This is a genomic window from Dysgonomonadaceae bacterium zrk40 (genome assembly GCA_016916535.1).
In the GTDB taxonomy this organism is placed as follows: domain Bacteria; phylum Bacteroidota; class Bacteroidia; order Bacteroidales; family Dysgonomonadaceae; genus Proteiniphilum.
In genome coordinates this window covers 2,066,544-2,091,100 of record CP070276.1, presented here as the reverse complement: position 1 = coordinate 2,091,100, position 24,557 = coordinate 2,066,544, and the positions used below count along the sequence as shown (strand labels likewise).

Sequence of the window (24,557 nt, the reverse complement as noted above, 5' to 3'; positions counted from 1 at the left end):
CTACCCAACTATGTAACCTGCAAGCATCTACAACACCGAATCCGGATCGAGATTTGGGTAATCAATGGTATAATGAAGCCCACGGCTCTCCTTACGTGCCATTGCCTGCTTGATTACCATGTACCCTACCTTGATGATGTTACGTAGTTCACAGATCTCACGCGACACCACCGAACGGTGGAAAAAATCCTCCGTTTCACGGAACAAAATATTGAGTCGATCCATGGCACGGCGTAACCGCAGGTCAGAACGTACAATCCCCACATAGGAGGCCATCAGCTGTCCCACCTCACGGTAACTCTGGGTAATAAGCACCATCTCCTCGGGGGAACTTGTACCCTCGGCATTCCAGGCAGGGATATCCTCCCTAAGAGGGTAGTGCCTGAAAAAGGGTATCGAATGCCGTGCAGCAGCATCGGCAAACACCACCGCCTCTATCAGCGAGTTGGAGGCGAGACGATTGGCGCCATGCAAACCGGTACAGGCACACTCGCCGTTGGCATAAAGCCGACCAATACTGGTGCATCCATGTAAGTCCACAACAACACCACCACAAAGGTAATGGGCAGCAGGTGCGACAGGAATCATCTCTTGTGTGATATCGATACCATACGACTGACACTTCTCATATATCCCGGGGAAATGTTTTTTGGTTTCTGTTGCATCCTTGTGTGTGACATCGAGAAAGACATGTTCATCACCCCGCTCCTTCATCTCGCTGTCGATGGCACGCGCCACGATGTCACGTGGAGCGAGTGAACCGCGACGGTCATACTTATGCATGAACTCATTACCATCCGTTGTTTTCAACACGCCCCCATAACCACGCATTGCTTCGGTAATCAGGAAAGATGGACGTGCACCGGGATGATAGAGTGCGGTAGGGTGAAACTGTACAAACTCCATCCCTTTAATCTCACCCTTGGCTCTAGCAACCATGGCAATACCATCGCCGGTAGCCACCAGTGGATTGGTGGTAGTCTGGTATACCGATCCGATACCGCCGGTAGCCATCATGGTAACACGTGCAAGGAACGTATCAATCTCGTTGGTCTCCTGATCCAGAATATAAGCACCGTAGCACTCTATGCCCGGCGTATGGCGTGTTACTATCTGTCCCAGGTGATGTTGCGTGAGTATCTCAATGGCAAAATGATGGTCGTAAACATCAATCTGCGGATGGTTGCGGATAGCATCGATCAAACTCACCTGAATCTCCGCTCCGGTACTGTCTTTATGGTGCAGGATGCGATTCTCGGAATGCCCTCCCTCCCGGTGCAGGTCGAAATTACCTGTTTCATCCCGGTCGAAATCCACCCCCCAGCTGATCAGCTCCCTGATCTGAGCGGGAGCTTCCCGCACTACTTTCTCTACCACCCTTCGGTCACAAAGCCCTCCACCTGCGTCGAGGGTGTCAGCGATATGCTTCTCAAAATTATCCCAGGGGTTGGTAACAGAGGCGATGCCACCTTGTGCATAATAGGTATTTGCATCTTCAAGAGGGTTTTTGGCCACAATAGCCACCCTGCCCTCTTTGGCTACCTTCAGGGCGAAACTCATCCCGGCAATGCCGGAACCGATTACCAGGAAATCATACCTGTGTACCATCGTCTCTCATTTTGGTTTATGATTCCACAAATTTACACAATTATTGTGTCATTTGTCACAGATTCCTTTTTTTAGGACATGGTTGCCACAGATGCAGGAAATGAAATAGAAGGAAACTAAGTTAAAAATGAGTGGTTTATTTGTCATATTGTTTCCTTTTACTTACTTTGTACCGGTAGATGGTGTTGCAAAAAGCATCTGGTATCATTGTAATTGGATAAAATCGCGCGGAAAAGAATTATCTGACACAAAACAACAATAAGATGAAATTACCGGTAATTTTCTCTCTCATCTTTTTTCTCATTTCACCCGCTCTCTCTTTAGCAGAGACAACTCAAGAGGGTGACAGCACTTTTGTACTAAGAGGCAGAGTTGTAGGCAGTGACACGAACCAACCACTCGTCAATGCAAGCATCATGGTCGAAGAGATTAGTGTCTCAAGCATCACCAACCAGGAAGGATATTTCTCCATCCGGGTACCTTCGTCTTCCCGTAATGCACAACTTGTGATACGACACCTGGGCTACCAGAACAAGAGCATACCGGTAATCACACTGATTGAAAGTCCCAACAACCACATCATGATGAGCCCCTCACCCATCCAGCTAAGCGAGGTGTTGGTGGTTTCGGGCGACGGAAGGGACCTGGTGAAGGAAGCTTTGCAACGCATCCCCGAGAACTACGCTACCGATCCCAACATGATGATTGCCTTCTACCGTGAGTCGGTAGAGAAGGGGAACAACTACATCTCACTGGTGGAGGCGGTACTTGATATTTACAAAGCATCATACCGATCCTACAGCAATGACCAGGCTCGCATTTACATCGGACGGAAAGCAACCGATATCTCACCTCGTGACACGGTGCTGCTCAAGTTCCAGGGAGGCATCAGTGACGCGCTGTTGCTTGATATCGCAAAAAACCCCGAGGTAGTCTTCGGCACAGAAGGTGATGAGTATGACTTCCATATAGAGGGACTCATCAACATCAACAACAAACCTCACTACATCATTGCCTTTAAACCCAACGAAGGTATCGAAGAGATTCTCTTCAGGGGAACAATCTACCTGGATGCAGCATCCTTGGCTTTTGCCCGCATGGTTTTTAACATGAACGTTGAAGATCGCAATGATGCGGCAAGCATCTTTATCAGACGTAAACCCTCCAAGATGCGGGTGGAGGTCTCCGGTGCCGGATACGTAGTAGATTATACGGAGAATGGGGGGAAATGGTATTTCAATTACAGCAGTACAGAGGTTTCGTTCCGCGTGCGATGGACCAATCGTTTCTTCGGCCTTTTTGCCACTAACTACACCATCCGCTCGGAGATGGCCATCACTGACAAGTATAACGACAACGTGGTGAAATTCCCCCGCAAGGAAAGAATCCGCTCCACAGATGTGATCGCCGAGAAGGTCGAGCATTTTCTCGACCCCAACTTCTGGGGCGCATACAACGTGATTGAACCGGACCAGGAAATCAGCGATGCAATCAAACGGCTGAGCGGCAAACTGAAACGCAGGAGTGAATAAAAAGTGAAAAGGGTTTGTTTTTTTAAATATTAGGAGTATCTTTGCATCCCAAATATTTATACACAAGTAATATTTACAAACAAGTATGTATTTAGATTCTACCAAAAAGGAGGAAATCTTTGCAAAGCACGGAAAGTCTAACACTGATACCGGCTCACCTGAGTCGCAGATAGCATTGTTTTCATACCGTATTTCGCATTTGACTCAGCATCTGAAGTCAAACAAAAAAGATTATAACACGGAACGGTCATTGAGAATTTTGGTGGGTAAACGTCGTCGTTTACTCGATTACCTGATTGAGAAAGATATCGAAAGATATCGTGCAATCATCAAAGAATTGGGTATCAGAAAATAATTTTCTCATGAAAAAAAGAAAAAGAGGGTTGAATCATGTTTCTTCCCTCTTTTTGTTTTATCCATAACAATCATAGAATCTGACAAGTAAGAAGAGATGAGAGAAGTAAAACCAAAAACATATTCTAAAACTATGTTTTATAATATGTTTTTTTATTTTGCCCGTTCAAAATACTCCTCTATCTTTGTATCGATAACCTAAAACAATCTTTTTTACCTTAACGCTGATATCACGTTAACCATCACAAAAGGGGCCTTCTCGTTCGAGGTGGCCTCTTTTTCTGTGTCTATATGAATGCTTGCTAAATAAAAAAAATACCCGCGAAAGCGGCAAGGCTTTCACGGGTAAGGGTTACATAACAGTCTTTAGATTTACTTCTTCATTTTTTATTTCCCGGTACGGATATATTCGATGGCACTGAGAGCCGCAATGGTACCGTCACTCACAGAGGTTGTAACCTGCCGGTAGCGTTTCGCAATACAGTCGCCGGCTGCAAATACACCCGGAAGATTCGTTTTCATCGCCTGGTCAACCGGGAACTCACCCCGTTCGTTGATCTCAATCAGTCCGTTGAAGGCTTCAGTGTTGGGCTGGTAACCGATGAATACGAAGACCCCGTCAGTTTCGAGTTCCCGCATCTCTCCTGTTTTCAGGTTCTCAATCATTACCTTTTCCAGTTGTTCTCCTCCAATATAGGCTCTCAGCTCCGATTCCATGATGAAGCTGATCTTCGGATTCTTTTCCGCCTCTTCCACCGCATGGGCAAAAGCCTGGAAATGTTCGAACTGGTGGACGATGGTGACATGTGATGCAAAGTGAGTCAGGGTGACCGCCTCTTCCAGGGCAGAGTTACCGCCTCCAACCACCACCAACCGCTTGTCCCGGAAGAAGTCTGCATCGCAGGTGGCACAGTAGGAAATGCCCCTTCCTTCAAACTCCTTCTCACCTGGGATGTCGAGCGATCTTGGTCTGCCGCCGGGAGTCAGGATCACAGCTTTGGCACGGAACATCCTGCCATCTTCCAGTTCAACCGATTTCACCTCGTCGCTGAGCCGGTATTTGCTTATCTTCACATTGGCCTTCATGGTGCAACCGAAGTTCTTCGCCTGCCGCTTCATGATGGCGGAGAGTTCATACCCCTTGATGGTATCCACACCGGGATAGTTGGCAATCTCGTTGGTCAGCACCATCTGTCCCCCGGTGACACCTTCGCTCAGGATCAGCGTGTCGAGCTTACCGCGGGAAGTATAAATCCCCGCAGTTAGCCCGGCAGCGCCTGCACCCAAAATCATCACATCAAATATCTTGTCCATTTTGTTTCTCTATTCCATTCTCCGGATGACTCCGGCATTGATTTTCACCTGAGGCAAGTACTGCCTCCACTATTATCGTTATTCCTCAAGCAAGGTGGTTATCAAGGTTCTCTTTCACCTGCGTCATATTCTGGATGCTGGTGGTTGCCTTGGCTACCTGACCGTTCTTGTAGTACATGGTGAAGGGGAGTCCCATGAATCCACGGCACTCGGGTGCACTGCGAATCACAACCGATTCGGGATTGTCAAAGCCCATAGAATAGAACTTCACATTTTCGTACTCCTCCTCGAGCTCTTCCATGATCTCATAGACAGGGATACACATGGGGCCCATCCGTCCACAACACACCATTACATTTTCATTCTCGTTGATGATCTTCTGCAGTTCATCTGCTGTTTCAACCTCCTGGATATTGGTCCGTAAATAATTCATTTTGTTTCGTCTTTAAATTGTTCTTTTGTTTCCGGGTGCAAAGGTAACGGCAATAGTTGCTCCTCCGACGACTGAGAGGATGAGAGATACCGCCTGTAAAGTTGATATGCATCAGTTTCCCGCATGATGGAGAACAGTTACATGAAAAGTTGTATCTTTGGAGATCAAACAACAATCCTATGAATGGTAGGAACATAAATGAACCGGACAACTGCGGAAAGTTGGTTGCCTGCTTCCGTGACCTCACGACGCAAGAGTTGGAACAGATCAACAGTGGTAAGACTGAGCTGACCTACCTGGCTGGTGAGAACCTTTTCAAACAGGGTGCTTTCTCGACGCACCTGTTACTGATTACCAGGGGACTGGTCAAGGTTTACCTTCAGACCGGACGGGAGAAGCAACTGAATCTGCAGCTGGCGCAGACAGGAGACTTTCTGGGCTTCGCTTCTCTCTTCGGCGAGACGCTGCATGCCACCTCTGCCGTTGCACTTACCGACACGGAGGTATGCATGATCGACAAGGAGCAGATGCGCAATATCTTGCTCAACAATGCCCAATTTGCAATGCGCATCACCTCCCGCAACTACCGCAACGAGCGACAACTCCTCACCATAATTGCGAACATGACCTACAAGCAGATGAGAGGGAAGTTGGCATCCACACTGCTCTACCTGAGTGGAGAAAATTTCAGTGAGCAAAACCTGTTTCAATACCTGTCGCGCCAGGATCTGGCGAACTTTGCATCGGTAGCCACCGAAAGCGCCATCAAATTGCTCAAGGAGTTTGAACGGGATGGGATCATCGCCCTTGAGGGGAAAGGAATCACCATTCTCAACAAAACAGAATTGGAGAAGATTGAAAGACTGGGATAAGCAGTAAACAACGGGGTTTAAAGGATGAGATGAAAGCAATCATCCGTTTTGACTGATTAACTGCAGTAGTTTCTTGTCGGTGATGGTCACCTGCTTACCATCCATCTGGATGATGCCGTCGGCGATGAACTCCGAAAGCGCACGGTTGATACTCTCCCTGCCGGCATCCACCCAGTTGCCGATATCCGACTGGGAGAGGGGAAGCAGGAAGCGGTCCGATTCGAACAGCCGTTCGGAAAACTCCAGCAGCACATCGGCCAGGTTGCCCCTGAGCTGCTTTTGCGTACGACCGGCACAACGGTGGTATGCCTCCAACTCGCTCTTGCATAACTCCATAAGTATGTAGGCAGAAAAGTCTGGATTCTCGGCCAACAGCTTTTTGAACACCTCGATATCGATGAAACAAACCTCCGACTCCACCACAGCCGTAACGCTGTACTGGTTGATCTTGTCACCAAAGGTAGTGGGTAGTCCCAGGTAGGTGGGAGCCTTCACCAGCTTCACGATCTGCTCGCGGGAAGGGCCGGTGAGATGAACCTTGGCCATCCCCTTGCGCAGGAATACCACATTGGTGGAGAAGACACCTTGCCGGATGATGGTATCTCCTTTTTTGAATTTAACCACTGCATGGCTGCCACCCAGCAGCTCCAGCTGACAATCCTTCATCTGAACGGATGATTTCAGGACACAGTCGCAATCGATACATTCATTTTTCATTGCTGCTATACTTTTATGTGTAGTCTTCCGAAGAAACATGTGGCATTCACCCGGTTAACCTGCTAACCCTGCAAAGATAGGGAAAGATGTGATATATCGCACAAAATAGTGTATCATTCTGCACCGGCACAAAAAAAAATATTGCAGATTTTTTTCCGTAATTTGCATACTGTTCAATTACAAAATCATACTGACAAATTATGGAAAAATCAACTCCCCTTTCAATGGAACTGCTCCAGCAAGAGTTGGAGAAGCTCAAGGCTAAAACCTCCGACATTGAGGAAGCACGGAAAGACCAGCTCTCGATCGCCATCGTGTCGGGCGACATGGACAAGATCCTGGCCGCGATGATCATCTCACTGGCCGCCGCAGCAATGGATTCAGAGGTGAAGCTCTTCTTCTCCTTCTGGGCACTCTCCGCATTGCGCGATCCTAAAAAGAAGGCGAAGGGTAAAGATTTCATTTCAAAAATGTTCGGCATGATGCTACCCAACGGGCGCAACAAGCTGAAGCTCTCCAACATGAATATGTGCGGCATGGGACCGGTGATGATCAAGCGGCTGATGAAACAGCAGAATGTAATGTCACTCGATGAGATGTTTAAGGAAGCCGCCGACCTGGGCATTGAGATCACCGTCTGCGAGATGTCGATGAACCTGATGGGATTCAAGAAGGAGGAGATCATCGACTACCCGCACCTGCGCTATGCCGGAGCCACCACCTTTGTGGCAGATGCCGGCGAGAGCAGCATGCAATGGTTCATCTAACGTTACAAAATTGAAATAAAATTTATTCACACCTAAATAATTAAAACAATGACAACAGAAGAATTAAGAGCCCTGACAGTGGCTAAATCAGTAGATGCAAGGGGCACAGCCTGCCCGGGACCGCTCCTCGAAGCGAAGAAAGCAATCGGCACTATCGGCACGGACGACGTGATGGAGATTCTCTCGGCCGACGAGGGTACCAAATCAGACATCCCCAAGTGGTGCAAGAAGCAGGGACACGAGTACCTCGGCGCCGTGGAGGAGAACGGCTACTTCAAGGTATACATGAAGAAGAAATAAGTTTCCAGCAACGATGAAAAAAAGTGCCAGGATACTGGTTTTTTCGACGGAAAAAATCTCCGATCCCGCCATCGACATGGCGGGGTTGCTGAAGCTCCATTACCCGCCAACGGTCTACACCATCACGGTTCCCTGTTCCAGCGGCATCAAGCCCAGCTGGATCCTGCATGCCTACGAACGAGGGTTCGACGGGGTGTTCATCGCGGCCGACGGCAGCGACTGTGTCTATGGAGAGAGTTGCACGGAAAAGACGGGCAACCTGGTGGGCGATACACACGAGCGGATGAAGGCACAAAACCTCGACCCCGCCCGTCTGCGCATGGCTGCCATCTGTTCCGTATGCAGTGAAGCGTTCGTGAAGCAGATACGCAGCTTCAACGAATACCTGATCAAAACAATCCACACATAAATTCTGATGAACGAAGAGAAGAAGATCATTCACTACGATGCCCTGGTGGTAGGGGGCGGCATCGCCGGCGGCGAGGCTGCGCTCAACCTGGCCAACACCGGTTACAGGGTGTTGCTGGTGGAAAAAGAACGTTCCCTGGGGGGCAAGATGATCCTGCTGAGCAAGGTATTCCCCACCCTCGACTGTTCCGCCTGCATCACCACACCCAAGGTGTCGGAGATCGCCCGCCACAAGAACATCACCATCTTCACCGAGAGTGAGGTGACCGCCATTGACAAACGATCGGAAAACGATTTCGTGGCGCAGATCACAAAAAAACCGCGATACGTGCACGTGGAGGATTGCACTGCCTGTCAGCTCTGTGAACAGGCCTGCCCGGTAAGTGTGCGCGATGAGTACCAAGAGGGGCTCATTGGCAGAAAAGCAGCGTTCATCCCCTTCAGCATCGCCAACCCCAAGGCAGCAGCCATCGACATCGAGAACTGCACGCTCTGCGGTGCTTGCGAGAAGGTGTGCCCCACCAACTGTATCGACTTCACCATGAAGCCGGAGCAGTTCGAATTGCATGCCCGCACTGTGGTGATGGCAACCGGCTTCAAACTCTTCGATCCGCTGGAGATACCACGCTACGGGTATGGACAGCACAAGAACGTGATCACCTCCATGCAGATGGAGCGAGAGATCGCCCCCACTCGTCCCTTCAACACCATCTTACGACCGGGCGACGGCAAGGTACCCGACAAGATCGCCTACGTGCTCTGCGCCGGATCACGCGATGCCTCGGTGGGCAACCCCATCTGCTCGCAGATATGCTGCATGTATTCCATCAAGCAGGCACAGTTGCTTATGGGTGCCCTGCCCATGGCAGATGTCACCATCTACTACATCAACATCCGTTCTTTCGGGAAGGGTTTTGAGGAGTTTTACCAGCAGGCCAAGGGAATGGGTGTCTCGTTCGTGAAGGGCAAGATCGGCACCATCAGTGAGAAAGAGAACGGCAACCTGATCCTGCGATATGAGGATATTAGCGAGGGGGTGGTCAAGGAGGCGGAGCACGACATGGTGGTGCTCTCGGTAGGGGTGAAATCGAACCCCGATGCGGGGAAGATCTTCCCGCAGGGAACACTGAAGCTCGATCCCCAGCGCTTTGTGGCCCAGACCGACCTGATGGGCAGCCCAGCCAAGACCAGCATCGACGGAGTCTTCGTGGCCGGCACCGCTGCCGCCCCGATGGATATTCCCGATTCAATCCTCTCGGCAGGCTCAGCATCATCAGAAGCAATCAGTTACATCAAACAGCACCAGGAAGCATAAACGATTATGAAAGAGAGAATAGGTGTCTACATCTGCCATTGCGGCGGCAACATATCCGATTATGTCGATGTGGAGAAGGTGCGTCAGGCAGTGGAACATGAAACAGGGGTAGCGATGGCCAAGACAACGGTCTTCGCTTGCTCCGACGCCAACCAGAACGACATGGTGGAGGACATTCACACCCACAACCTCGACGGGGTAATCGTGGCCTCCTGCTCCCCGAAGCTCCACCTCACCACCTTCAGAAACGTGACGGAGCGGGGTGATCTGAACAAGTATACCTACGTACACACCAACATCCGCGAACAGGCCTCCTGGGCGCACTCCGACGACAAGGAGGGTGCTACCGACAAGGCGATCCGACTGGTGAAAGCCGCCATCGCCAAGTCACGATACGCTGAGCCGCTCCACCCAAACCTGTTCGAAGCCGAGAAATCCATCGCAGTGATCGGCGCCGGCATCGCCGGGATGAAGGCGGCAGCCGCCCTGGCGGACAAAGGGACGGAGGTGCTGTTGATCGAGAAGGAGCATCGCGTGGGGGGACATACCGCCACCTGGGGTCCCCTGGCGATGAGCGAAGAGAGCGGGAGTGCACTCTCGGAGCGGATCTACAACGACCTGTTGCAACGGGAGAATGTGACCATCATGACCGGTACGGAGGTAATCACCTCCAAGGGAAGCATCGGTAACTTCACCCTCAAGGTGCGCAAGCGGCCACTGAAGGAGGGTGATCCGGTAGAAACCGCCGAGTTCACCGTGGGTTCGGTAGTGGTAGCCACCGGCTTCGACTCCTACCAGCCCAAGGAGGGTGAGTTTGGCTTTGCACAGAGCGACAACGTGATCACGCTACCTGATTTCCGTCACCTGATTGACCATGCCGAAGGGAAAGAACTTATCTACAAAGGGAGGAAAATTCGCAACATCGCTTACATCTACTGTGTGGGCAGCCGTCAGACCAACGGGGAGAACACCTACTGTTCCCGCTTTTGCTGCACCTCGGCCATCCATGCCTCCATCCTGGCAAAAAAGAGATTTCGGAAGATCAGCAACTACCACCTTAACCGCGGCATCCGCACCTACGGCAAGCAGGAGCTGCTCTATGCCGAGTCGCTGGCGCTGGGCGATCTGTATCTGCAATGGGCAGAGGAGACCCCACCGGCAGTAGTAACGGAAGGGAAGAAGACAACAATCACCCTGCGTGATATCCTCTCGGCCAACCGCGAGCTGGAGCTCGAAGCCGACCTGGTGGTGCTGGTAACCGGTATGGTGCCGCGCGCCGACAACAAGGTGGGAACTCTCTTCAAGTTACCCAAGGGAAGAGACCACTTCTTCAACGAGGTCCATATGAAGCTGCGTCCGGTGGAGACTGTGATCGACGGGGTCACCATCGCCGGCAGTTGTCAGGGCCCGAAGAACATCACCGAATCGGTCAACTCGGCCCTCTCGGCAGCAACTAAGTCCTACTCGCTGATCAGCAAGGGTACACTCGAAACAGAGCCAATCGTGGCGGAGGTGAACAGCGACACCTGCAGCTGGTGCGGGAAGTGTGCCGAGGCTTGTCCCTTCGATGCCATCCTGCAGCAGGAGGTGGGCGGCAAAATGGTGGCTGCAGTCAACAATTCAGTCTGCAAGGGATGCGGCATGTGCACCCCGGTATGTCCGCCAGACGCCATCAACCTGATCAACTATTCGAGTGAAGAGATAATGAGTATGATTGACGCATTGGTATAAGAGTATGGAAGTAGAAAAAGGAAAAACATCCCGCTACCTGCGGGAGAAACAGGGTGTCCCTAAACGGGTGAAAGAGGAGCTGAAAGAGTTCAACCGGATCAAACGGGCAATCACCGGTGCACTGGAGCAGGAGGAGCTCACCATCGCGCAGCTCGCTGAACGACTGCAGATGCCCCTCCACGAAGCGACATACTACCTGCTCACCCTGGTGAAATATGGGGTGGTAGCCACCGGCGAGATCGACGACATGGACGAATACTATTCGTATAAACTGGTAAAATAATGGCAAGTAAAATAAATCCCCGTTTCGCGGAGGAGCTGAAGAAGTACGGTTCCGTCAATTTCAATGCATGTTACAACTGTGGTAACTGCACAGCTGTCTGCTCACTATCCACCCCAGACCAATCCTTTCCGCGTGAGATGGTGCGGCTCAGTGCACTGGGATTGGAGGATGAACTGAAGCAGTCGCTTAAGCCCTGGGAGTGCTACTATTGCGGCGAGTGCACCGCGCAGTGTCCGCAGACTGCCAACCCGGGTGAGCTGATGATGTCGCTGCGGCGCTGGCTCACCGCCAAGTATGACTGGACCGGTCTCTCGGGACTGCTCTACCGTTCTCTACCCTTCACCATCATGGCACTGCTGCTGGTAGCCGCAGGTGTTTTCTTCTTCGCCCGCTCCACAGGCTTTGATGCTGAGAGATTGATCCATGCGGGACACCTCTTCGAGATGATGGCCATCGCAACCGTCTTCCTGGTGATCTTCGTGCCAAACCTTTTACGGATGTGGTATTTCACAATCGTGAAGCAGAAGGTGAAGGTTCCGCTGAAGAGCTATTTCACGGCACTCACCGAACTTTTCGTAAACATGTTCACCCAGAAAAGGGCCAAAGATTGCGACGAAGAGGACAACTTCCGCTGGCTGGAACACATGGTACTGGTATTCGCCTACCTGTCGCTGCTCTTCACCACGGTCTTTCTAAACTGGTTTGGCACAGAGCATCTCTTCGTGATCCTGTTGGGTTACCTGGAGAGTCTGCTGGTATTCGTGATCACCATCCATTTCGTCTCCGGAAGGATCAAAAAGAACAAGTCGTTGAACAAGTTCTCTCAACCCTCCGACTGGTTCTTCGTAATCTGGCTGCTGATGATGGGACTGACCGCCTTCCTGGTGCGCCTCTTCATCGACCTTCAGCTGCTCGAAAGCAATATCTGGATGCACATCCTCCACCTCACCATACTTGCTCAGTGGGCACTGATCATCGTGCCTTTCGGTAAGTGGACCCATTTCCTCTACCGTTCCTTCGCACACTATTTCACGAAGATCAGGAGTCTGCAGCAATCCTGAACAGCAGACTAAAAACGTGAGTTCGGGATAACATATTATCCCCAAATGGTTAATTGACTTGACTTTTCCACTTCAAATTTGATTGAAGGCTTTTTGGGAAAGAAACAATATGCCACCAATGCAGCAATTATGTTCATGATGAAATTATGTGTGGAACGATGCCTTGAATGTTCTATCTGGCAGATATTCTTCAGTTCATCATTGATGGACTCAATTACAGATCTTTTGCGTAAGAGAATCTTGTCGCGGAATGACATCAGGGAATTTTTCATATTTGAGCGTATACCGGTCACTAAATGAACACCCTGGTCAAACAGCATCTCGAAGAGCTTTGTGCTGATGTAACCCTTGTCTGCATATAGTTTACCGAAAAGATCTTTGGTAAGAACATTGATTACGTCAGGGTTTCTATCGTCGACATTGCCTTTTGTGAGAGAGAAATTCAGCAATTCACCCTTTTCGTTACAGACCAGATGAAGCTTGAATCCAAAAAACCAGCCCATCGTACTTTTCCCTCTTTGTGCCAGATCCCTGAATACTTTATTCGAGTGTATACGCTTGTTATGACATACTTTAATGGGAGTGCTATCCACATATGTAATGCCTGTGCATTCACCAAATCCAAAGAGTTTGAGCAAGAGCATGAAAGGTACAATCACCCTGGGTTGCAACTCGACAAAACGGTTGTAGGAAACGGCATTTGGAAAATAGCTCTTCATGTGTTTGCAAATATAAAACAGGTAATAATTCTTGAAATTATGGAAGGTTCCGCAGTGGAAACAGACCATCACGGCAATAATCTCGCTCTGGGACATTTGCGTTTTCCTGTTTCTCCTTTTAGTTGTACCCCCGGCTTGAAGTTGATGATTCTGAATTTCATTCTCATATTCTGCACAAAAATCGTCGGCAATACAAAATATTTCAATAACTTTGTCTGTTGTGATCATAGGGCTGATGTTTGTTATTTGTTTGATTATCAGCTATAAATATACAAATAATCTCCCTATATCACAACTTTTTTTATGCTTTTCTTATCCCGAACTCACGTTAAAAGAAAAAATTCAAAGAGGCCGTCTCATCATATCACATGAGACGGCCTTTTTGTGAACCCTATTTCAGGACGAGACAAGGACTTTCATGGGTTCTGAAAAGCTCTAGCCTTATTGCACCCTTATATCCACTCCCATAATTATTGGAGTGGATATAAGGGTGCAATAAACTTAAAATATAGGATGAGCTTCCAAAAATATCAGAAAAGGTTCACTTTTTAGTGTAACGCTATTTCTAGATGAGATACTCATCTGGCAAATCTAACCGGCAATGACGAGCAAAGTCAACCGAATCATTCCCAGGCAGGAATAGCTGCTTGCTAAAAAAAGAATACCTTTACCGTAGGAATCGGCTTCCTATCGTGTCAAACATAGCAAAAGTGTGCCAACCAAACTGCATGTCGGACCAACAACTCATAAAAGAGATCATATCAGGCAACTCCACTGCCTTCAGAACCCTGATGGAACGTTATCAGCAGCAGGTGTTCCGTGTGGTAATGGGGTACCTGCATGCTAAGGAGGATGCGGAAGATCTCACACAGGAGGTCTTCATCCGCGTCTACGAAATGCTCCACACCTTCCATGGAGAAGCGGCATTCAGCACCTGGCTTTACCGGATCACCCTTAACATGTCGCTCAACCAACTCCGCAAAAACAAGAAGAAACGGCTGCTGCAATCGCTCGATACGATTTTCAACAGGGGCAGCAGTGATAAGACACCACTTGAGATGCTGGAACGTGAAGAGCAGGATCGGGAGATTCGGGCAGCGATCGACGCACTGCCTGAAAAGCAACGGATGGCTTTCGTCCTGAGCCGCTACGAGGAGTTGCCACAGAAGCAAATCGCAACCATCATGAACCGCACGGAGGGCGCGGTTGAGCAGCTATTGCAACGAGCCAACGAGAAACTGAGAAAAAAACTGCAGAGTCCGTAGGAAATCTCTGCACCGTGTGTCTAAACAATGAACGAACTGATGAAAATGATGAAAAGAGAACATCTTGTCGATGAACTTATCCGGCGTGAAAGGGCAACGGAATCCAACCCTTTCCTTGCCAGTCGCGTGATGGCAGAAATTGAGCGGAGAAGCGACAGAGCGGGCAGAAGGGTGCCGATCTGGCAGAGCGTCGTGCTGGCGGGAACAATCGTCGCGGTAGTTTTTCTGGGCATCACCATCGGCAGCAGTTACAGTGAGCGGCCAACCGCGGGTATGAGCCTCAACATCAACGATGGACAAATCGAAAACCTGGGATATTACAACTTCACCGATCATGAACAGAACGACTAAAATTCTATGGTGGGTCATCGCCTTGCTGGTGATTCTCAATCTCTCCACCATTGGCACCATCCTTGTCAGAAATCGGGCAATGGCTAAGGAGCAGGAGGTTGCCATCGTGTTGGATGAGGATCAGCCCAATCCCCTCACGGGAAAATTTTTCAGACAACAACTTGGCTTCAATGATGCACAGATGCAGAAATTCAGGGATGCGCACCGTAACTTCCAGTACACGGCAAACGAGCTGATCTTCGAGATGGACTCACTGAAAAATGAACTTTTCACCGAGCTGAACGCTTCCTTACCCGATACAGTCCGACTGAACACTCTCTCGGAACATGTAGGGAGCCACCATGCCGACCTGAAAAAAATCACCAATAATCTTTACCTCACTCTGCGAACCCTTTGCGACTCCTCGCAGTGCCTACAACTACAACAGGCATTCACTCCGCTGTTTCGCGACGGGACCATGAACCGGGGCAGGGGTTATAACTGGAACGACAGTACCGCAATTACTCCAGGATACCGGCACCGCTATGGCAGGAACGGCAGAAGCGAATGAAGTATTGGTGGCTCAAACGATAAAACAACCATACAAACTCTATAAAATGAACAACAAGATGAAAACAAAAATTTTTCTTTCAGCATTGGCCGTCGTGCTTTCCATCGGTCTGGCCACTGCACAGGAACCTGTAGAAACCGAAAAGGAAACCACCACCCAAAATGGGCCAGCGTTCGTGGACAACGACAACAACGGCATCTGCGACAACTTTGAGAAGGGGACGCCCGGAAATCCCAATGCCAACGGTAAAGGACGGCTGCTAGACGGCAGCGGAAGAGTCAATGGCAAGGGCATGCGCAACGGTCGCGGCAGGGGAGGTCGCGGTTTCGTAGATGCAGATGAGAACGGTATCTGCGACTATTATGAAAGCGGCAGGGCCGGACGCAGACCAGGAAATGGTGCCGGGCTGCGCAACGGCAAGGGACGAGCGGTGAATTTTGTAGATGCAAACAACAATGGCATCTGTGACCGGAGAGAACCTGTTAAAAAGTAAAGGATTCGTTAAATAATTGGGTAATCGGGAGTCTGCTCCCGATTAATTTATACATTTACTGCAAATAACCATTACACTCACACCGTGAAGATCAGAAAAAACATCGCCATCAGCGAGACCGGTTTTATATTCAATCCGCTCACGGGAGATAGCTTCAGCGTGAACGAGACCGGTCTATTTGTGCTGCACATGCTGCAGGAGGGAAAAGAGACCGAATCGATTATGGAAAGATTCCGTGAGAGGTTCGAACTGGACAAAAACAGCGCCGAGATGGATCTCAGCGACTTCTTCACCATGCTGAAGAGCTACCAACTCACCGAGTATGAAGAGGCGTAAGATCACCGTCGCCGTTACCGGGCTGAACAACATCGACAGTCCCGGCCCCGGCATCCCGGTGATCCGGGCGCTGCGGGAGAGTCGTGATTTCGACGTCCGCATCATCGGTCTCTCCTACGAAACGCTCGAGCCGGGCATCTACATGGAGGAGATGGCCCACAGGGTCTACCAGCTCCCCCTCCCCACGGGCGGCACTGGCATGCTGCAGGAACGACTGCGCTACATCCGGGAGAAGGAGCAACCCGACGTGATTATCCCCAACTTCGATGCGGAGCTGCACAACTTCATCAAAATTGCCGGCTGGATGAAGGAGGAGCTGGGCATCGCCTCCTTCCTGCCCACGCACGAATCGTTCGAAGAGCGACAGAAATCGGAATTGAACAAATTCGGCGAGAAATATGGGGTGAAAGTTCCGGAGAGCCATATGATCACCCAGCTCCAGGAACTGAAAAAACTGGAGGAGGAGGAGAAGGTGGAATATCCCATCGTGGTGAAGGGGCGCTATTACGATGCCTGGATCGCCTCCTCGTTCGAACAGGCCAGTTCCTATTTCTACAAGATCGTGGCCAAGTGGGGCTACCCGGTCATTCTGCAACAGTTCATCGCCGGTACCGAGGTGAACGTCACCGCCCTGGGAGATGGCAACGGAAGATGCATCGGTGCGGTACCGATGCGCAAGCTCTACATCACCGACAAGGGGAAAGCCTGGTCGGGGATCTCATTGGAGGATGAGAAGCTGCTGGAAACAGCACGCAGCCTGGTAGAGAAGAGCCGTTGGCGGGGAGGATGTGAGCTGGAGTTTATCAAGAGTAAAAAAGATGAGTACTACTTGCTTGAGATGAACCCCCGTTTTCCGGCCTGGGTATACCTGGCCAACGGATGCGGGCAGAACCATCCCGAGGCGTTGGTGAAGATGGCGCTAGGCGAGGAGGTGGAGCCGTTCACACGCTATGAGAGCGGGAAGATGTTCATCCGGTACTCCTACGACATGGTTGTTGATATCTCAGCCTTCGAGAAGATCTCTACCACGGGTGAGATGTAATTTACAGGTCATTAATAAAAGAAATAATGAAACCAACCTACGAACGCCCAATGATTCAGAAGCTGAACACGGGTATGCTGAACAAGTTCGGAAGCAGAAACCTCCAACAGCCGATGAAGGAGATCGAGGGAGTATCGGTCAGCAGTCTGATGGAGGAACATGGCTCCCCCCTGTTTGTCCTCAGTGAACGGACCATCAGGCAGACCTTTCGACGGGCAATGCGCGCCTTCACCATGCGCTACCCGAAAGTGCAGTTCGCCTGGAGCTACAAGACCAACTACCTGGATGCCGTCTGCAACATCTTCCACCAGGAGGGAAGCTGGGCGGAGGTAGTATCAGGGTTTGAGTACCAGAAAGCAATCCGGAACGGAGTGCCTGGCAACCTGATCATCTTCAACGGTCCCGACAAAAGCAGGGAGGATCTGCGGCTGGCGGTCGACAACCGCTCGCTGATCCACCTCGACCATTTCGACGAGCTTTACACCCTGATCGAGTTGCTGGAGGGTACCGGGAAAAAGGCCAGGGTGGCCATCCGGATCAATATGGATACCGGGGTCTATCCTCAGTGGGACCGGTTTGGATTCAATTATGAGTCGGGCGAAGCCTGGAACGCCATCATGAAGATCGTCACCCAGCACAGCCTGGAGCTGGAGGGATTGCACTGCCACATCGGCACCTACATGCTGACACCCTCCGCCTACGCAACAGCGGCGAATAAGCTATGCCAACTGATGCAGACAACTGCCGGTAAAACAGGTGTCCGGGTGAAGTACCTCGACATGGGGGGTGGCTTCTGCTCCTCCAATACCCTCAAGGGCACATATCTCCAGGGGGCGGATGTGATCCCCTCCTTCGACGACTACGCAGAGGCTATCGTCAGCAGCATCATGCAGTTTGGCTTCCGTCCGGAAGAGCTGCCGCTGTTGATCCTTGAAACCGGCCGCGCACTAATCGACGAGGCAGGCTACCTGCTGGGAACGGTGCTGGCCTCCAAACGACTCTCTGACGGACGAAGATCCACCATCCTCGACATCGGTGTCAACATCCTCTTCACCTCCTTCTGGTACAACCACCGGATATCACCTGCCCAGGAATTTACGCAGCACAGCGAAGAGATGGCTCTCTACGGCCCCCTTTGCATGAACATCGACTGCATCCGCGAGAGCATAAGCCTGCCATTGCTGAAGAAAGGTGACCGGGTGGTGGTACACGAGGTGGGAGCCTACAACATGACACAGTGGATGCAGTTCATCACCTTCCGCCCCGCGGTGGTATTGATTGATACATCAGGGGGTATCCACACGATCCGGAAAAATGAGACCCTGGAGAGCATCACCGGTCAGGAGTTAGTGCCCGACCACCTGAAAGCATGCAAGCTGTAAGGATAACCCATCAAACCTGAAAAGCCCATGGGAAGGTCGCTTCATCCCTTTGCCGTATTCCACCTAAACGGCATCATCCAGAGCTACGGGCAGATCTTTTTCACCCGCAGCAAGCTCTATGGAGGAATGCTGTTGCTGCTGAGTCTGCTCGACCTGCGACTGGGGGCGGGTGGGCTGGTGGCGGTGCTGCTGAGCAACCTGCTGGCACACCTTCTGGGCTTTCCGAAGGAGAAGATCAAAACAGGTCTCTACGGTTTCAACGCCGTCTTCATCGGCATCAGCATGTGTTACAAGTTCCACATCAACCTGCCCTTCCTGCTGCTCTTCCTCTTCGCCGTCATTCTCGGCTTCATGCTGAGCATATGGCTTGAGACCCTCTTCAACAAACATCAGCTCCCCATCCTCACCCTCCCCTTCGTACTGACACTCTTCGTCATCGACCTCTCCTACCAGGCTTTTACCCGGGTGATGCCAATCCTGCCATTTGAGCGGGTCACCACCCTGCTGGCAGCACAGATGAAGCTGCCATGGTACGACTGGGTACACAGCCTCGACCATATGCAACTGCCGCAGATGCTCTACTATTACCTCAGGACGATGGCATCGGTCTTCTTCAGTGACAGTATCCTGGTGGGAGCAATGCTGGTGATCGCGCTGCTGCTCCACTCCCGCATCAAATCGACCGTCGCCTTCCTCGGCTTCCTCTTTGCCTTTGTCACCAGCAAGTGGCTGGGCGTCGATCTGCGGATACTGACCCAGAATCTTGCAGGAGTAAACTACATCTTCTGGGGGATGGCCATTGGTAGTTTCTTTCTGGTGCCCAATAGCTACAGCTACCTGCTGGTGATTGGCCTCACCCCGGTACTCTTTCTCATCTACACCGGCACCGAGCAGCTGATCACCGGAATCGGACTCTCCTCCTACACCCTCTCCTTCAGCCTACTCTCCATCCTGCTGATCTACATCCTCAAGCAACGCAGCAACAACCGCTTTTTCATCTTTCCATACATCCAGCACTACCACCCGGAGAAAACGGTCTACAAGTATGTCAACTACATGCATCGCTTCGGGCAGGAAATGCTCTTCAAGCTTCAGCTTCCCTTCCTCGACCGGTGGATTGTGAGCCAAGGCTATGACGGGGAGATCACCCACCTGGGGCCCTGGGGCAAAGCGCTCGATTTTGAGATCACCGATGAGCATGGGTCTCCCTTTTCCGGAAATGGGAACCTGAGGGAGGAGTATTACTGCTACAACAAGCCGGTACTGGCACCGGCAGATGGTTACGTAAGCCTGGTCAGCAACATCACAGACGAGAATGAGATCGGCAACATGGATATGGAGAAGAACTGGGGGAACAGCATCATCATCAACCACCTCAACGGCCTCTACACGCAGATGAGTCACTTGAAGAAAGAGAGCTTCAGGGTCCGCACAGGCGACTACGTGAAGAGGGGAGCGGTGGTCGCAGCCTGCGGCAACTCAGGGCGCTCCCCGGTGCCACACCTACATTTTCAGGTCCAGCTGACACCGGAGCTGGGAGCCGCCACCCACCCCTACCCCTTCGGCTACTTCTTTACCGAAGAGGGAGGAAAGACCCTGTTGCACACAGGCAAGATACCCAATGAGGGAGAGATCCTTTTCATGCTGTCACCGATGGTCTTGGCGCTCGATGCACTGGCGGCAAAGCCGGGACGACAGCTGAGGGTGAGCCGGGGGAGCGAAAGCTGGGATTGGCAGATCGCCACAGACGCCTACAACAAAAGCTACATCCGCTGTCCGAAAAGCCGGTCGAAGGCATACTTCGAAAACGACGGCACATTGTTCTATTTCACCGATTTTGAAGGGATAAAAACCTCCCCTCTCTACCACTTCTACCAAAGCTGCTTCAAGTTACTGCTCAGCGCCGGAAAAGGGATTGAAGTGAACGACCGCATGCCGCTCACCTATGAACATCCCACAGGCACCCGGTGGTTGCAGGATTTGCTGGCACCCTTTGTACTCTTCACCAACATACGTTATCGATCGCTGCTGGCTGAGACCGACAACATCCACTACCCTGGAATGATTATCTACCATACCGAGACCACCTCCACCCTGCTTCGCTTCTGGCGCCAACAGAGGAAGGCGACGGTAACAATCACCCCGCGAAAGATCATGATTGAAAACCAAAAACAACCGTTATGCATCGAATGGGATTAACTTTCCTGCTCTGCTGGATGACCGCCGTAGTACTGGTCGGACAGGATTCGCTGCTGATAAGGCAGACAGATAGCATCACCTACCGCCAATACCTTGACGGAGATTACCGTGCACTGATTGAGACAAGCCGTACCGCACGAAACCAGGGGGTCACCTTCTACTACCTGGACTACCGCACCGCAATTGCCTACGATGCTCTGAAGAACCATGCCGCTGCCGCAACCTTCTACGAGCGGGCGCTGGCAGTAACACCCAACGATGCCCTGCTGCAGGAGAGCCTCTACTATGCTCTCCTGCTGAGCGGTCAACAGGAGAAGGCACACATCCTGGCTGCATCATTCGCACCTCACACCCAGGCGGTGACTGGTTACCACACCAAGGCAGTCGACCGGATCTCACTGGCCAGCGGATACCTGATGAATGAAAATGATCGCTCCATCGCTGCCGGCAGCGGGTATGACTCACTCAACCAGTATGGAGACATGGCCTTCACCACACTGGGCATCGACTTCAACCTATCGCCACGCAGCCGCCTGAAGTTTGGATACCAATACTACAACACCCGCTTTCAGCGCTCCTCAGGCACCCTGCTTCTCCGGGAAGATCAGCTTGCCCAGCACCAGCTTGTGGCTTCACTGTCGTTCTTCACTCCAGGCAACATCTCCTGGGGCTTCGCCGGCGGTTATTACAACATTGAACGGAACGATGTGGGCAGCAGCAACAACTACTCAGTGACCACATTTCTCGCTAAACGATCTCGCTACACCCTCCCGGAGATCGCCCTCTCCTGGTCCGACTTCGGAGGGATCAGCCAGTACCAGGCGAAGGGTTCACTCACCTATTACCCGCTGGGGAACCTTAACTTCTATGGCACTACTGCCGCCGCGCTTATCCACACCCCGGGGGGGTGGACCACCCATCAATACCTCTTCTCACAGCATCTGGGGTTCAGGCTGTTTGGACAGCTGTGGGCCGACACCGGAGGCAGCATCGGCAACCACCTGAACTACATCAGCGACCGTTCCTTCACCGTCTACGATACCTACGACCCGTTGATGGCCACTGCCAGCGTCACCCTCTCCTGGTTCGTCCGGCAGATGACATGGAGTGCCGGCTACGGATGGCAGCAGAAAGAGGGCTATTCATGGTCTGCAACCGACTACAAAACATACCGTTACAACAATCACCTGATAAACTTCGCATGGTCATGGAACTTCTGAAAAAAAAGTGGATGCTGGTCATCCTGCTACTCTCTCTTTCATTCGCCCTTGAAGCGCAGATCAACCCCTCGCAAATCTTTGCCGAAAGCTACCGCCACGAATCGGCGGGCGACTATGAGAAAGCGATCAGCGCTCTCAGCAGCCTTAACGGGTATGACTACCACAAGACACTACGCCTGGGTTGGCTCAACTATCTCTCCCGTAATTACGAAGCCAGCAAACGCTACTACCGCCAGGCGGTCAGCATGGCACCTTCTGCCATTGAGCCACTTCTGGGACTCTGCTATCCGCTTGAAGCCGAAAAATACGGGGAGGAACTGGAAAAAGTATACAAAGAGATTCTCCGGCTCGACAGCATGAACTCGAAAGTCAACTATGCCCTGGGGAACATCTACTACTACAGGAAAGATTTCAAGCAGGCAGAGATCTATTTCGACAAGGTTCAACGCATGTATCCCTTTGATTACTACTCTTCTCTGATGTCCGGGTGGACCAAATATTTCCTGGGCAAGGTGAATGAGGCTAAACGACTCTTCCAGATTGTCCTGATCATATCACCCGATGATCAGTCGGCCAAAGAGGGATTGAATCTCTTAAAATAATTGTATCTTGCGTTTTTTTAGAATTTCACTACCTATGAAAATCGCATTCATTATCCTGTTGGCCTGCATCACGTTGCCCGCGGCAGCACAAAATTCGGCACAAACAGGCTCCTGGGGGGATCAGGGGAACGGCACCTACATCAATCCAATTCTATATGCCGACTATTCCGACCCTGATGTGGTACGGGTAGATGACAAATATTACATGGTATGTTCCGAGTTTCAGTACATGGGCATGCCTGTGCTTGAGTCGGAAGATATGGTCAACTGGCGCCTCGTGGCTCAGATCTATTCACGTCTCGATTTCCCGGCGTACGACAGCGTGGAGAGCTACTCCAACGGTTCGTGGGCCCCCTCCATTCGTTACCACGACAACAGGTTCTGGGTATACTTCTGTACACCGACAGAGGGATTGTTTATGAGCAATGCGGAGAAGGCGGAAGGACCATGGTCACCATTGCTACAGGTGAAAGCGGTCGAAAAATGGGAAGACCCCTGCCCCCTGTGGGATGACGACGGCAATGCCTATCTTGCGCACAGTCTTCATGGTGCCGGCCCCATCATCATCCACCGGATGAGCAGCGATGGCACAACGCTGCTGGATGATGGCTTCACGGTCTATACCGGACCCGTGGCAGAAGGTCCCAAGATGTTCAAACGCAACGACTATTACTACATCAGCATCCCCGAAGGTGGGGTTACGCACGGTTGGCAGACGGTGCTCCGCTCGAAAAACATATATGGGCCCTACGAGAAGAGGGTGGTCCTCGAGACCGGATCCACCACCATCAACGGTCCCCACCAGGGTGCATTCGTAGAAACTCCCGAAGGTGAGTCCTGGTTTTATCATTTCCAGTCCGACGGCCCCATGGGGAGAGTGGTGCACCTGCAGCCTGCAGGCTGGCAGGACGACTGGCCGGTGGTGGGTGCAGATATCGACCGCAACGGGATCGGTGAGCCGGTCTACGTATGGAAGAAACCGCATACCGGAAGCAGCTCCGGGATAGATGCCCCCCAAACAGATGATGATTTCAACGCACCTCGTCTGGGTCTACAGTGGCAGTTTAACCACAACCCCGTGAATGATGCCTGGTCACTGACCTCTCATCCCGGTTACCTGAGCCTTACAGCACTCCAAAGCGAAAGCTTTCTGAGGGCTAAGAACAGCTTGACACAAAAGATTATGGGCAAAAGCGGGGAGGCAGTGACAGCGCTCAACCTTACAAAGCTGGCAAAAGGACAAAGAGCGGGGCTGGCCAGCTTTGGCTCGATGTACAACCTGATTGGTGTTAGTGTAGAGGAAGATGGCAACCATCTCTTCTTCGAAAGCAACCAGGATCTGTTTGACGCATCCCATCGCCTCCCGGGTGCTAGAATCAGAGTCAATTACTTCAACACCGATTCCAACTATCTGGAGAAGATCCCCTTCAGCGGAGATCTGATTTACCTGAAAATGCAGTACGATTTCAACTCACATGAGAACCGGTTCTACTACAGCAGTGACAACATTCGTTTCATCCTCTTCGGACGATCTTTCGATGCCATATTCAGCTTCTGGAAAGGAGCCCGCATCGCCTTGTTCAGTTACAACGAAGTAGAAAATGGGGGAACGGCACTCTTTAACTGGTTCCGGTATGATTATGACGGGCCAAAAAGAGTGATTTCGAAATGATCTTGCATCCAACAATCAGTTTTCCCCAGCT

The 24,557-nt window shown here is 51.3% G+C and carries 26 protein-coding genes; 21 read left to right on the top strand and 5 right to left on the bottom strand.

The window, feature by feature from the left end:
- Nucleotides 1-27: 27 nt before the first annotated feature.
- Complete coding sequence (gene nadB / locus JS578_08815) at nucleotides 28-1,608, bottom strand: L-aspartate oxidase (GenBank protein QRX62989.1); 1,581 nt, start codon at nucleotides 1,606-1,608, stop codon at nucleotides 28-30.
- A gap of 263 nt (nucleotides 1,609-1,871) precedes the next feature.
- Here nadB and JS578_08810 point away from each other — a divergent pair, with 263 nt between their 5' ends.
- The gene (locus tag JS578_08810) at nucleotides 1,872-3,140 is read left to right on the top strand and encodes a carboxypeptidase-like regulatory domain-containing protein (protein QRX62988.1); all 1,269 of its coding nucleotides are present in this window, start codon (nucleotides 1,872-1,874) and stop codon (nucleotides 3,138-3,140) included.
- An 85-nt stretch (nucleotides 3,141-3,225) separates the two neighbouring features.
- Nucleotides 3,226-3,495, top strand: coding sequence for a 30S ribosomal protein S15 (gene rpsO / locus JS578_08805; GenBank protein QRX62987.1), 270 nt, complete (start codon nucleotides 3,226-3,228; stop codon nucleotides 3,493-3,495).
- A 386-nt stretch (nucleotides 3,496-3,881) separates the two neighbouring features.
- Here the strand turns inward: rpsO and trxB are convergent, their stop codons facing one another.
- Together trxB and JS578_08795 are read right to left on the bottom strand one after the other, a co-directional pair.
- Nucleotides 3,882-4,808 carry a thioredoxin-disulfide reductase gene (gene trxB, locus JS578_08800; GenBank protein QRX62986.1) on the bottom strand — a complete coding sequence of 309 codons (927 nt, stop codon included), beginning with the start codon at nucleotides 4,806-4,808 and terminating at the stop codon, nucleotides 3,882-3,884.
- An 85-nt stretch (nucleotides 4,809-4,893) separates the two neighbouring features.
- Nucleotides 4,894-5,241: a thioredoxin gene (locus tag JS578_08795; GenBank protein QRX62985.1), complete on the bottom strand. Its 348-nt coding sequence runs from the start codon at nucleotides 5,239-5,241 to the stop codon at nucleotides 4,894-4,896.
- Between the two features lie 179 nt (nucleotides 5,242-5,420).
- Between JS578_08795 and JS578_08790 the strand changes: the two genes are divergently transcribed.
- A complete protein-coding gene (locus tag JS578_08790; GenBank protein QRX62984.1) occupies nucleotides 5,421-6,113 on the top strand; it encodes a Crp/Fnr family transcriptional regulator in 693 nt (230 codons plus the stop codon).
- Between the two features lie 39 nt (nucleotides 6,114-6,152).
- Here JS578_08790 and JS578_08785 read toward each other — a convergent pair whose 3' ends face one another.
- Entirely contained in the window at nucleotides 6,153-6,830 is a 678-nt protein-coding gene (locus JS578_08785) for a Crp/Fnr family transcriptional regulator (GenBank protein QRX62983.1), read from the bottom strand.
- Between the two features lie 200 nt (nucleotides 6,831-7,030).
- Between JS578_08785 and JS578_08780 the strand changes: the two genes are divergently transcribed.
- Genes JS578_08780 through JS578_08750 form a run of 7 tightly spaced genes read left to right on the top strand, consistent with a single transcriptional unit; the run spans nucleotide 7,031 to nucleotide 12,695 of the window.
- Nucleotides 7,031-7,597 carry a DsrE/DsrF/DrsH-like family protein gene (locus JS578_08780; GenBank protein QRX62982.1) on the top strand — a complete coding sequence of 189 codons (567 nt, stop codon included), beginning with the start codon at nucleotides 7,031-7,033 and terminating at the stop codon, nucleotides 7,595-7,597.
- A 48-nt stretch (nucleotides 7,598-7,645) separates the two neighbouring features.
- A complete protein-coding gene (locus JS578_08775; GenBank protein QRX62981.1) occupies nucleotides 7,646-7,897 on the top strand; it encodes a sulfurtransferase TusA family protein in 252 nt (83 codons plus the stop codon).
- Nucleotides 7,898-7,910: 13 nt separating this feature from the next.
- Entirely contained in the window at nucleotides 7,911-8,306 is a 396-nt protein-coding gene (locus tag JS578_08770; protein QRX62980.1) for a hydrogenase iron-sulfur subunit, read from the top strand.
- Nucleotides 8,307-8,312: 6 nt separating this feature from the next.
- Nucleotides 8,313-9,620 carry a CoB--CoM heterodisulfide reductase iron-sulfur subunit A family protein gene (locus JS578_08765; GenBank protein QRX62979.1) on the top strand — a complete coding sequence of 436 codons (1,308 nt, stop codon included), beginning with the start codon at nucleotides 8,313-8,315 and terminating at the stop codon, nucleotides 9,618-9,620.
- Between the two features lie 6 nt (nucleotides 9,621-9,626).
- Nucleotides 9,627-11,351 carry a CoB--CoM heterodisulfide reductase iron-sulfur subunit A family protein gene (locus JS578_08760; GenBank protein QRX62978.1) on the top strand — a complete coding sequence of 575 codons (1,725 nt, stop codon included), beginning with the start codon at nucleotides 9,627-9,629 and terminating at the stop codon, nucleotides 11,349-11,351.
- 4 nt (nucleotides 11,352-11,355) lie between these two features.
- Complete coding sequence (locus JS578_08755) at nucleotides 11,356-11,634, top strand: hypothetical protein (GenBank protein QRX62977.1); 279 nt, start codon at nucleotides 11,356-11,358, stop codon at nucleotides 11,632-11,634.
- Nucleotides 11,634-12,695: a 4Fe-4S dicluster domain-containing protein gene (locus tag JS578_08750; GenBank protein ID QRX62976.1), complete on the top strand. Its 1,062-nt coding sequence runs from the start codon at nucleotides 11,634-11,636 to the stop codon at nucleotides 12,693-12,695. Before JS578_08755 ends, JS578_08750 begins: the two co-directional genes overlap by 1 nt.
- A 35-nt stretch (nucleotides 12,696-12,730) precedes the next feature.
- On the opposite strand, the gene JS578_08745 is transcribed toward JS578_08750, so the two are convergent.
- Nucleotides 12,731-13,642: an IS982 family transposase gene (locus tag JS578_08745; protein ID QRX62975.1), complete on the bottom strand. Its 912-nt coding sequence runs from the start codon at nucleotides 13,640-13,642 to the stop codon at nucleotides 12,731-12,733.
- Nucleotides 13,643-14,142: 500 nt separating this feature from the next.
- Between JS578_08745 and JS578_08740 the strand changes: the two genes are divergently transcribed.
- The 11 genes from JS578_08740 to JS578_08690 all read left to right on the top strand — a co-directional run bounded on the left by JS578_08740 (nucleotide 14,143) and on the right by JS578_08690 (nucleotide 24,526).
- Entirely contained in the window at nucleotides 14,143-14,679 is a 537-nt protein-coding gene (locus JS578_08740; GenBank protein ID QRX62974.1) for an RNA polymerase sigma factor, read from the top strand.
- Between the two features lie 39 nt (nucleotides 14,680-14,718).
- Nucleotides 14,719-15,030 carry a hypothetical protein gene (locus JS578_08735; protein QRX62973.1) on the top strand — a complete coding sequence of 104 codons (312 nt, stop codon included), beginning with the start codon at nucleotides 14,719-14,721 and terminating at the stop codon, nucleotides 15,028-15,030.
- Nucleotides 15,014-15,580 carry a hypothetical protein gene (locus tag JS578_08730; protein QRX62972.1) on the top strand — a complete coding sequence of 189 codons (567 nt, stop codon included), beginning with the start codon at nucleotides 15,014-15,016 and terminating at the stop codon, nucleotides 15,578-15,580. The genes JS578_08735 and JS578_08730 overlap by 17 nt, the downstream gene beginning before the upstream one ends.
- Nucleotides 15,581-15,638: 58 nt before the next feature.
- Entirely contained in the window at nucleotides 15,639-16,073 is a 435-nt protein-coding gene (locus JS578_08725; protein QRX62971.1) for a hypothetical protein, read from the top strand.
- An 84-nt stretch (nucleotides 16,074-16,157) separates the two neighbouring features.
- Nucleotides 16,158-16,409, top strand: coding sequence for a PqqD family protein (locus tag JS578_08720; protein QRX62970.1), 252 nt, complete (start codon nucleotides 16,158-16,160; stop codon nucleotides 16,407-16,409).
- Nucleotides 16,396-17,451: an ATP-grasp domain-containing protein gene (locus JS578_08715; protein QRX62969.1), complete on the top strand. Its 1,056-nt coding sequence runs from the start codon at nucleotides 16,396-16,398 to the stop codon at nucleotides 17,449-17,451. Before JS578_08720 ends, JS578_08715 begins: the two co-directional genes overlap by 14 nt.
- A 26-nt stretch (nucleotides 17,452-17,477) precedes the next feature.
- Nucleotides 17,478-18,833, top strand: coding sequence for an alanine racemase (locus JS578_08710; GenBank protein QRX62968.1), 1,356 nt, complete (start codon nucleotides 17,478-17,480; stop codon nucleotides 18,831-18,833).
- 27 nt (nucleotides 18,834-18,860) lie between these two features.
- On the top strand, nucleotides 18,861-21,032 hold the full coding sequence (locus tag JS578_08705; GenBank protein ID QRX62967.1) for an urea transporter: 2,172 nt from the start codon (nucleotides 18,861-18,863) through the stop codon (nucleotides 21,030-21,032).
- On the top strand, nucleotides 21,023-22,252 hold the full coding sequence (locus JS578_08700; GenBank protein QRX62966.1) for a hypothetical protein: 1,230 nt from the start codon (nucleotides 21,023-21,025) through the stop codon (nucleotides 22,250-22,252). Before JS578_08705 ends, JS578_08700 begins: the two co-directional genes overlap by 10 nt.
- Nucleotides 22,240-22,854 (top strand): tetratricopeptide repeat protein, encoded by a 615-nt coding sequence (locus JS578_08695; GenBank protein QRX62965.1) that lies wholly within the window; start codon nucleotides 22,240-22,242, stop codon nucleotides 22,852-22,854. The genes JS578_08700 and JS578_08695 overlap by 13 nt, the downstream gene beginning before the upstream one ends.
- A 34-nt stretch (nucleotides 22,855-22,888) precedes the next feature.
- Nucleotides 22,889-24,526, top strand: a complete 1,638-nt coding sequence (locus JS578_08690; GenBank protein QRX62964.1) for a glycoside hydrolase 43 family protein — start codon at nucleotides 22,889-22,891, stop codon at nucleotides 24,524-24,526.
- Nucleotides 24,527-24,557 lie beyond the last annotated feature (31 nt).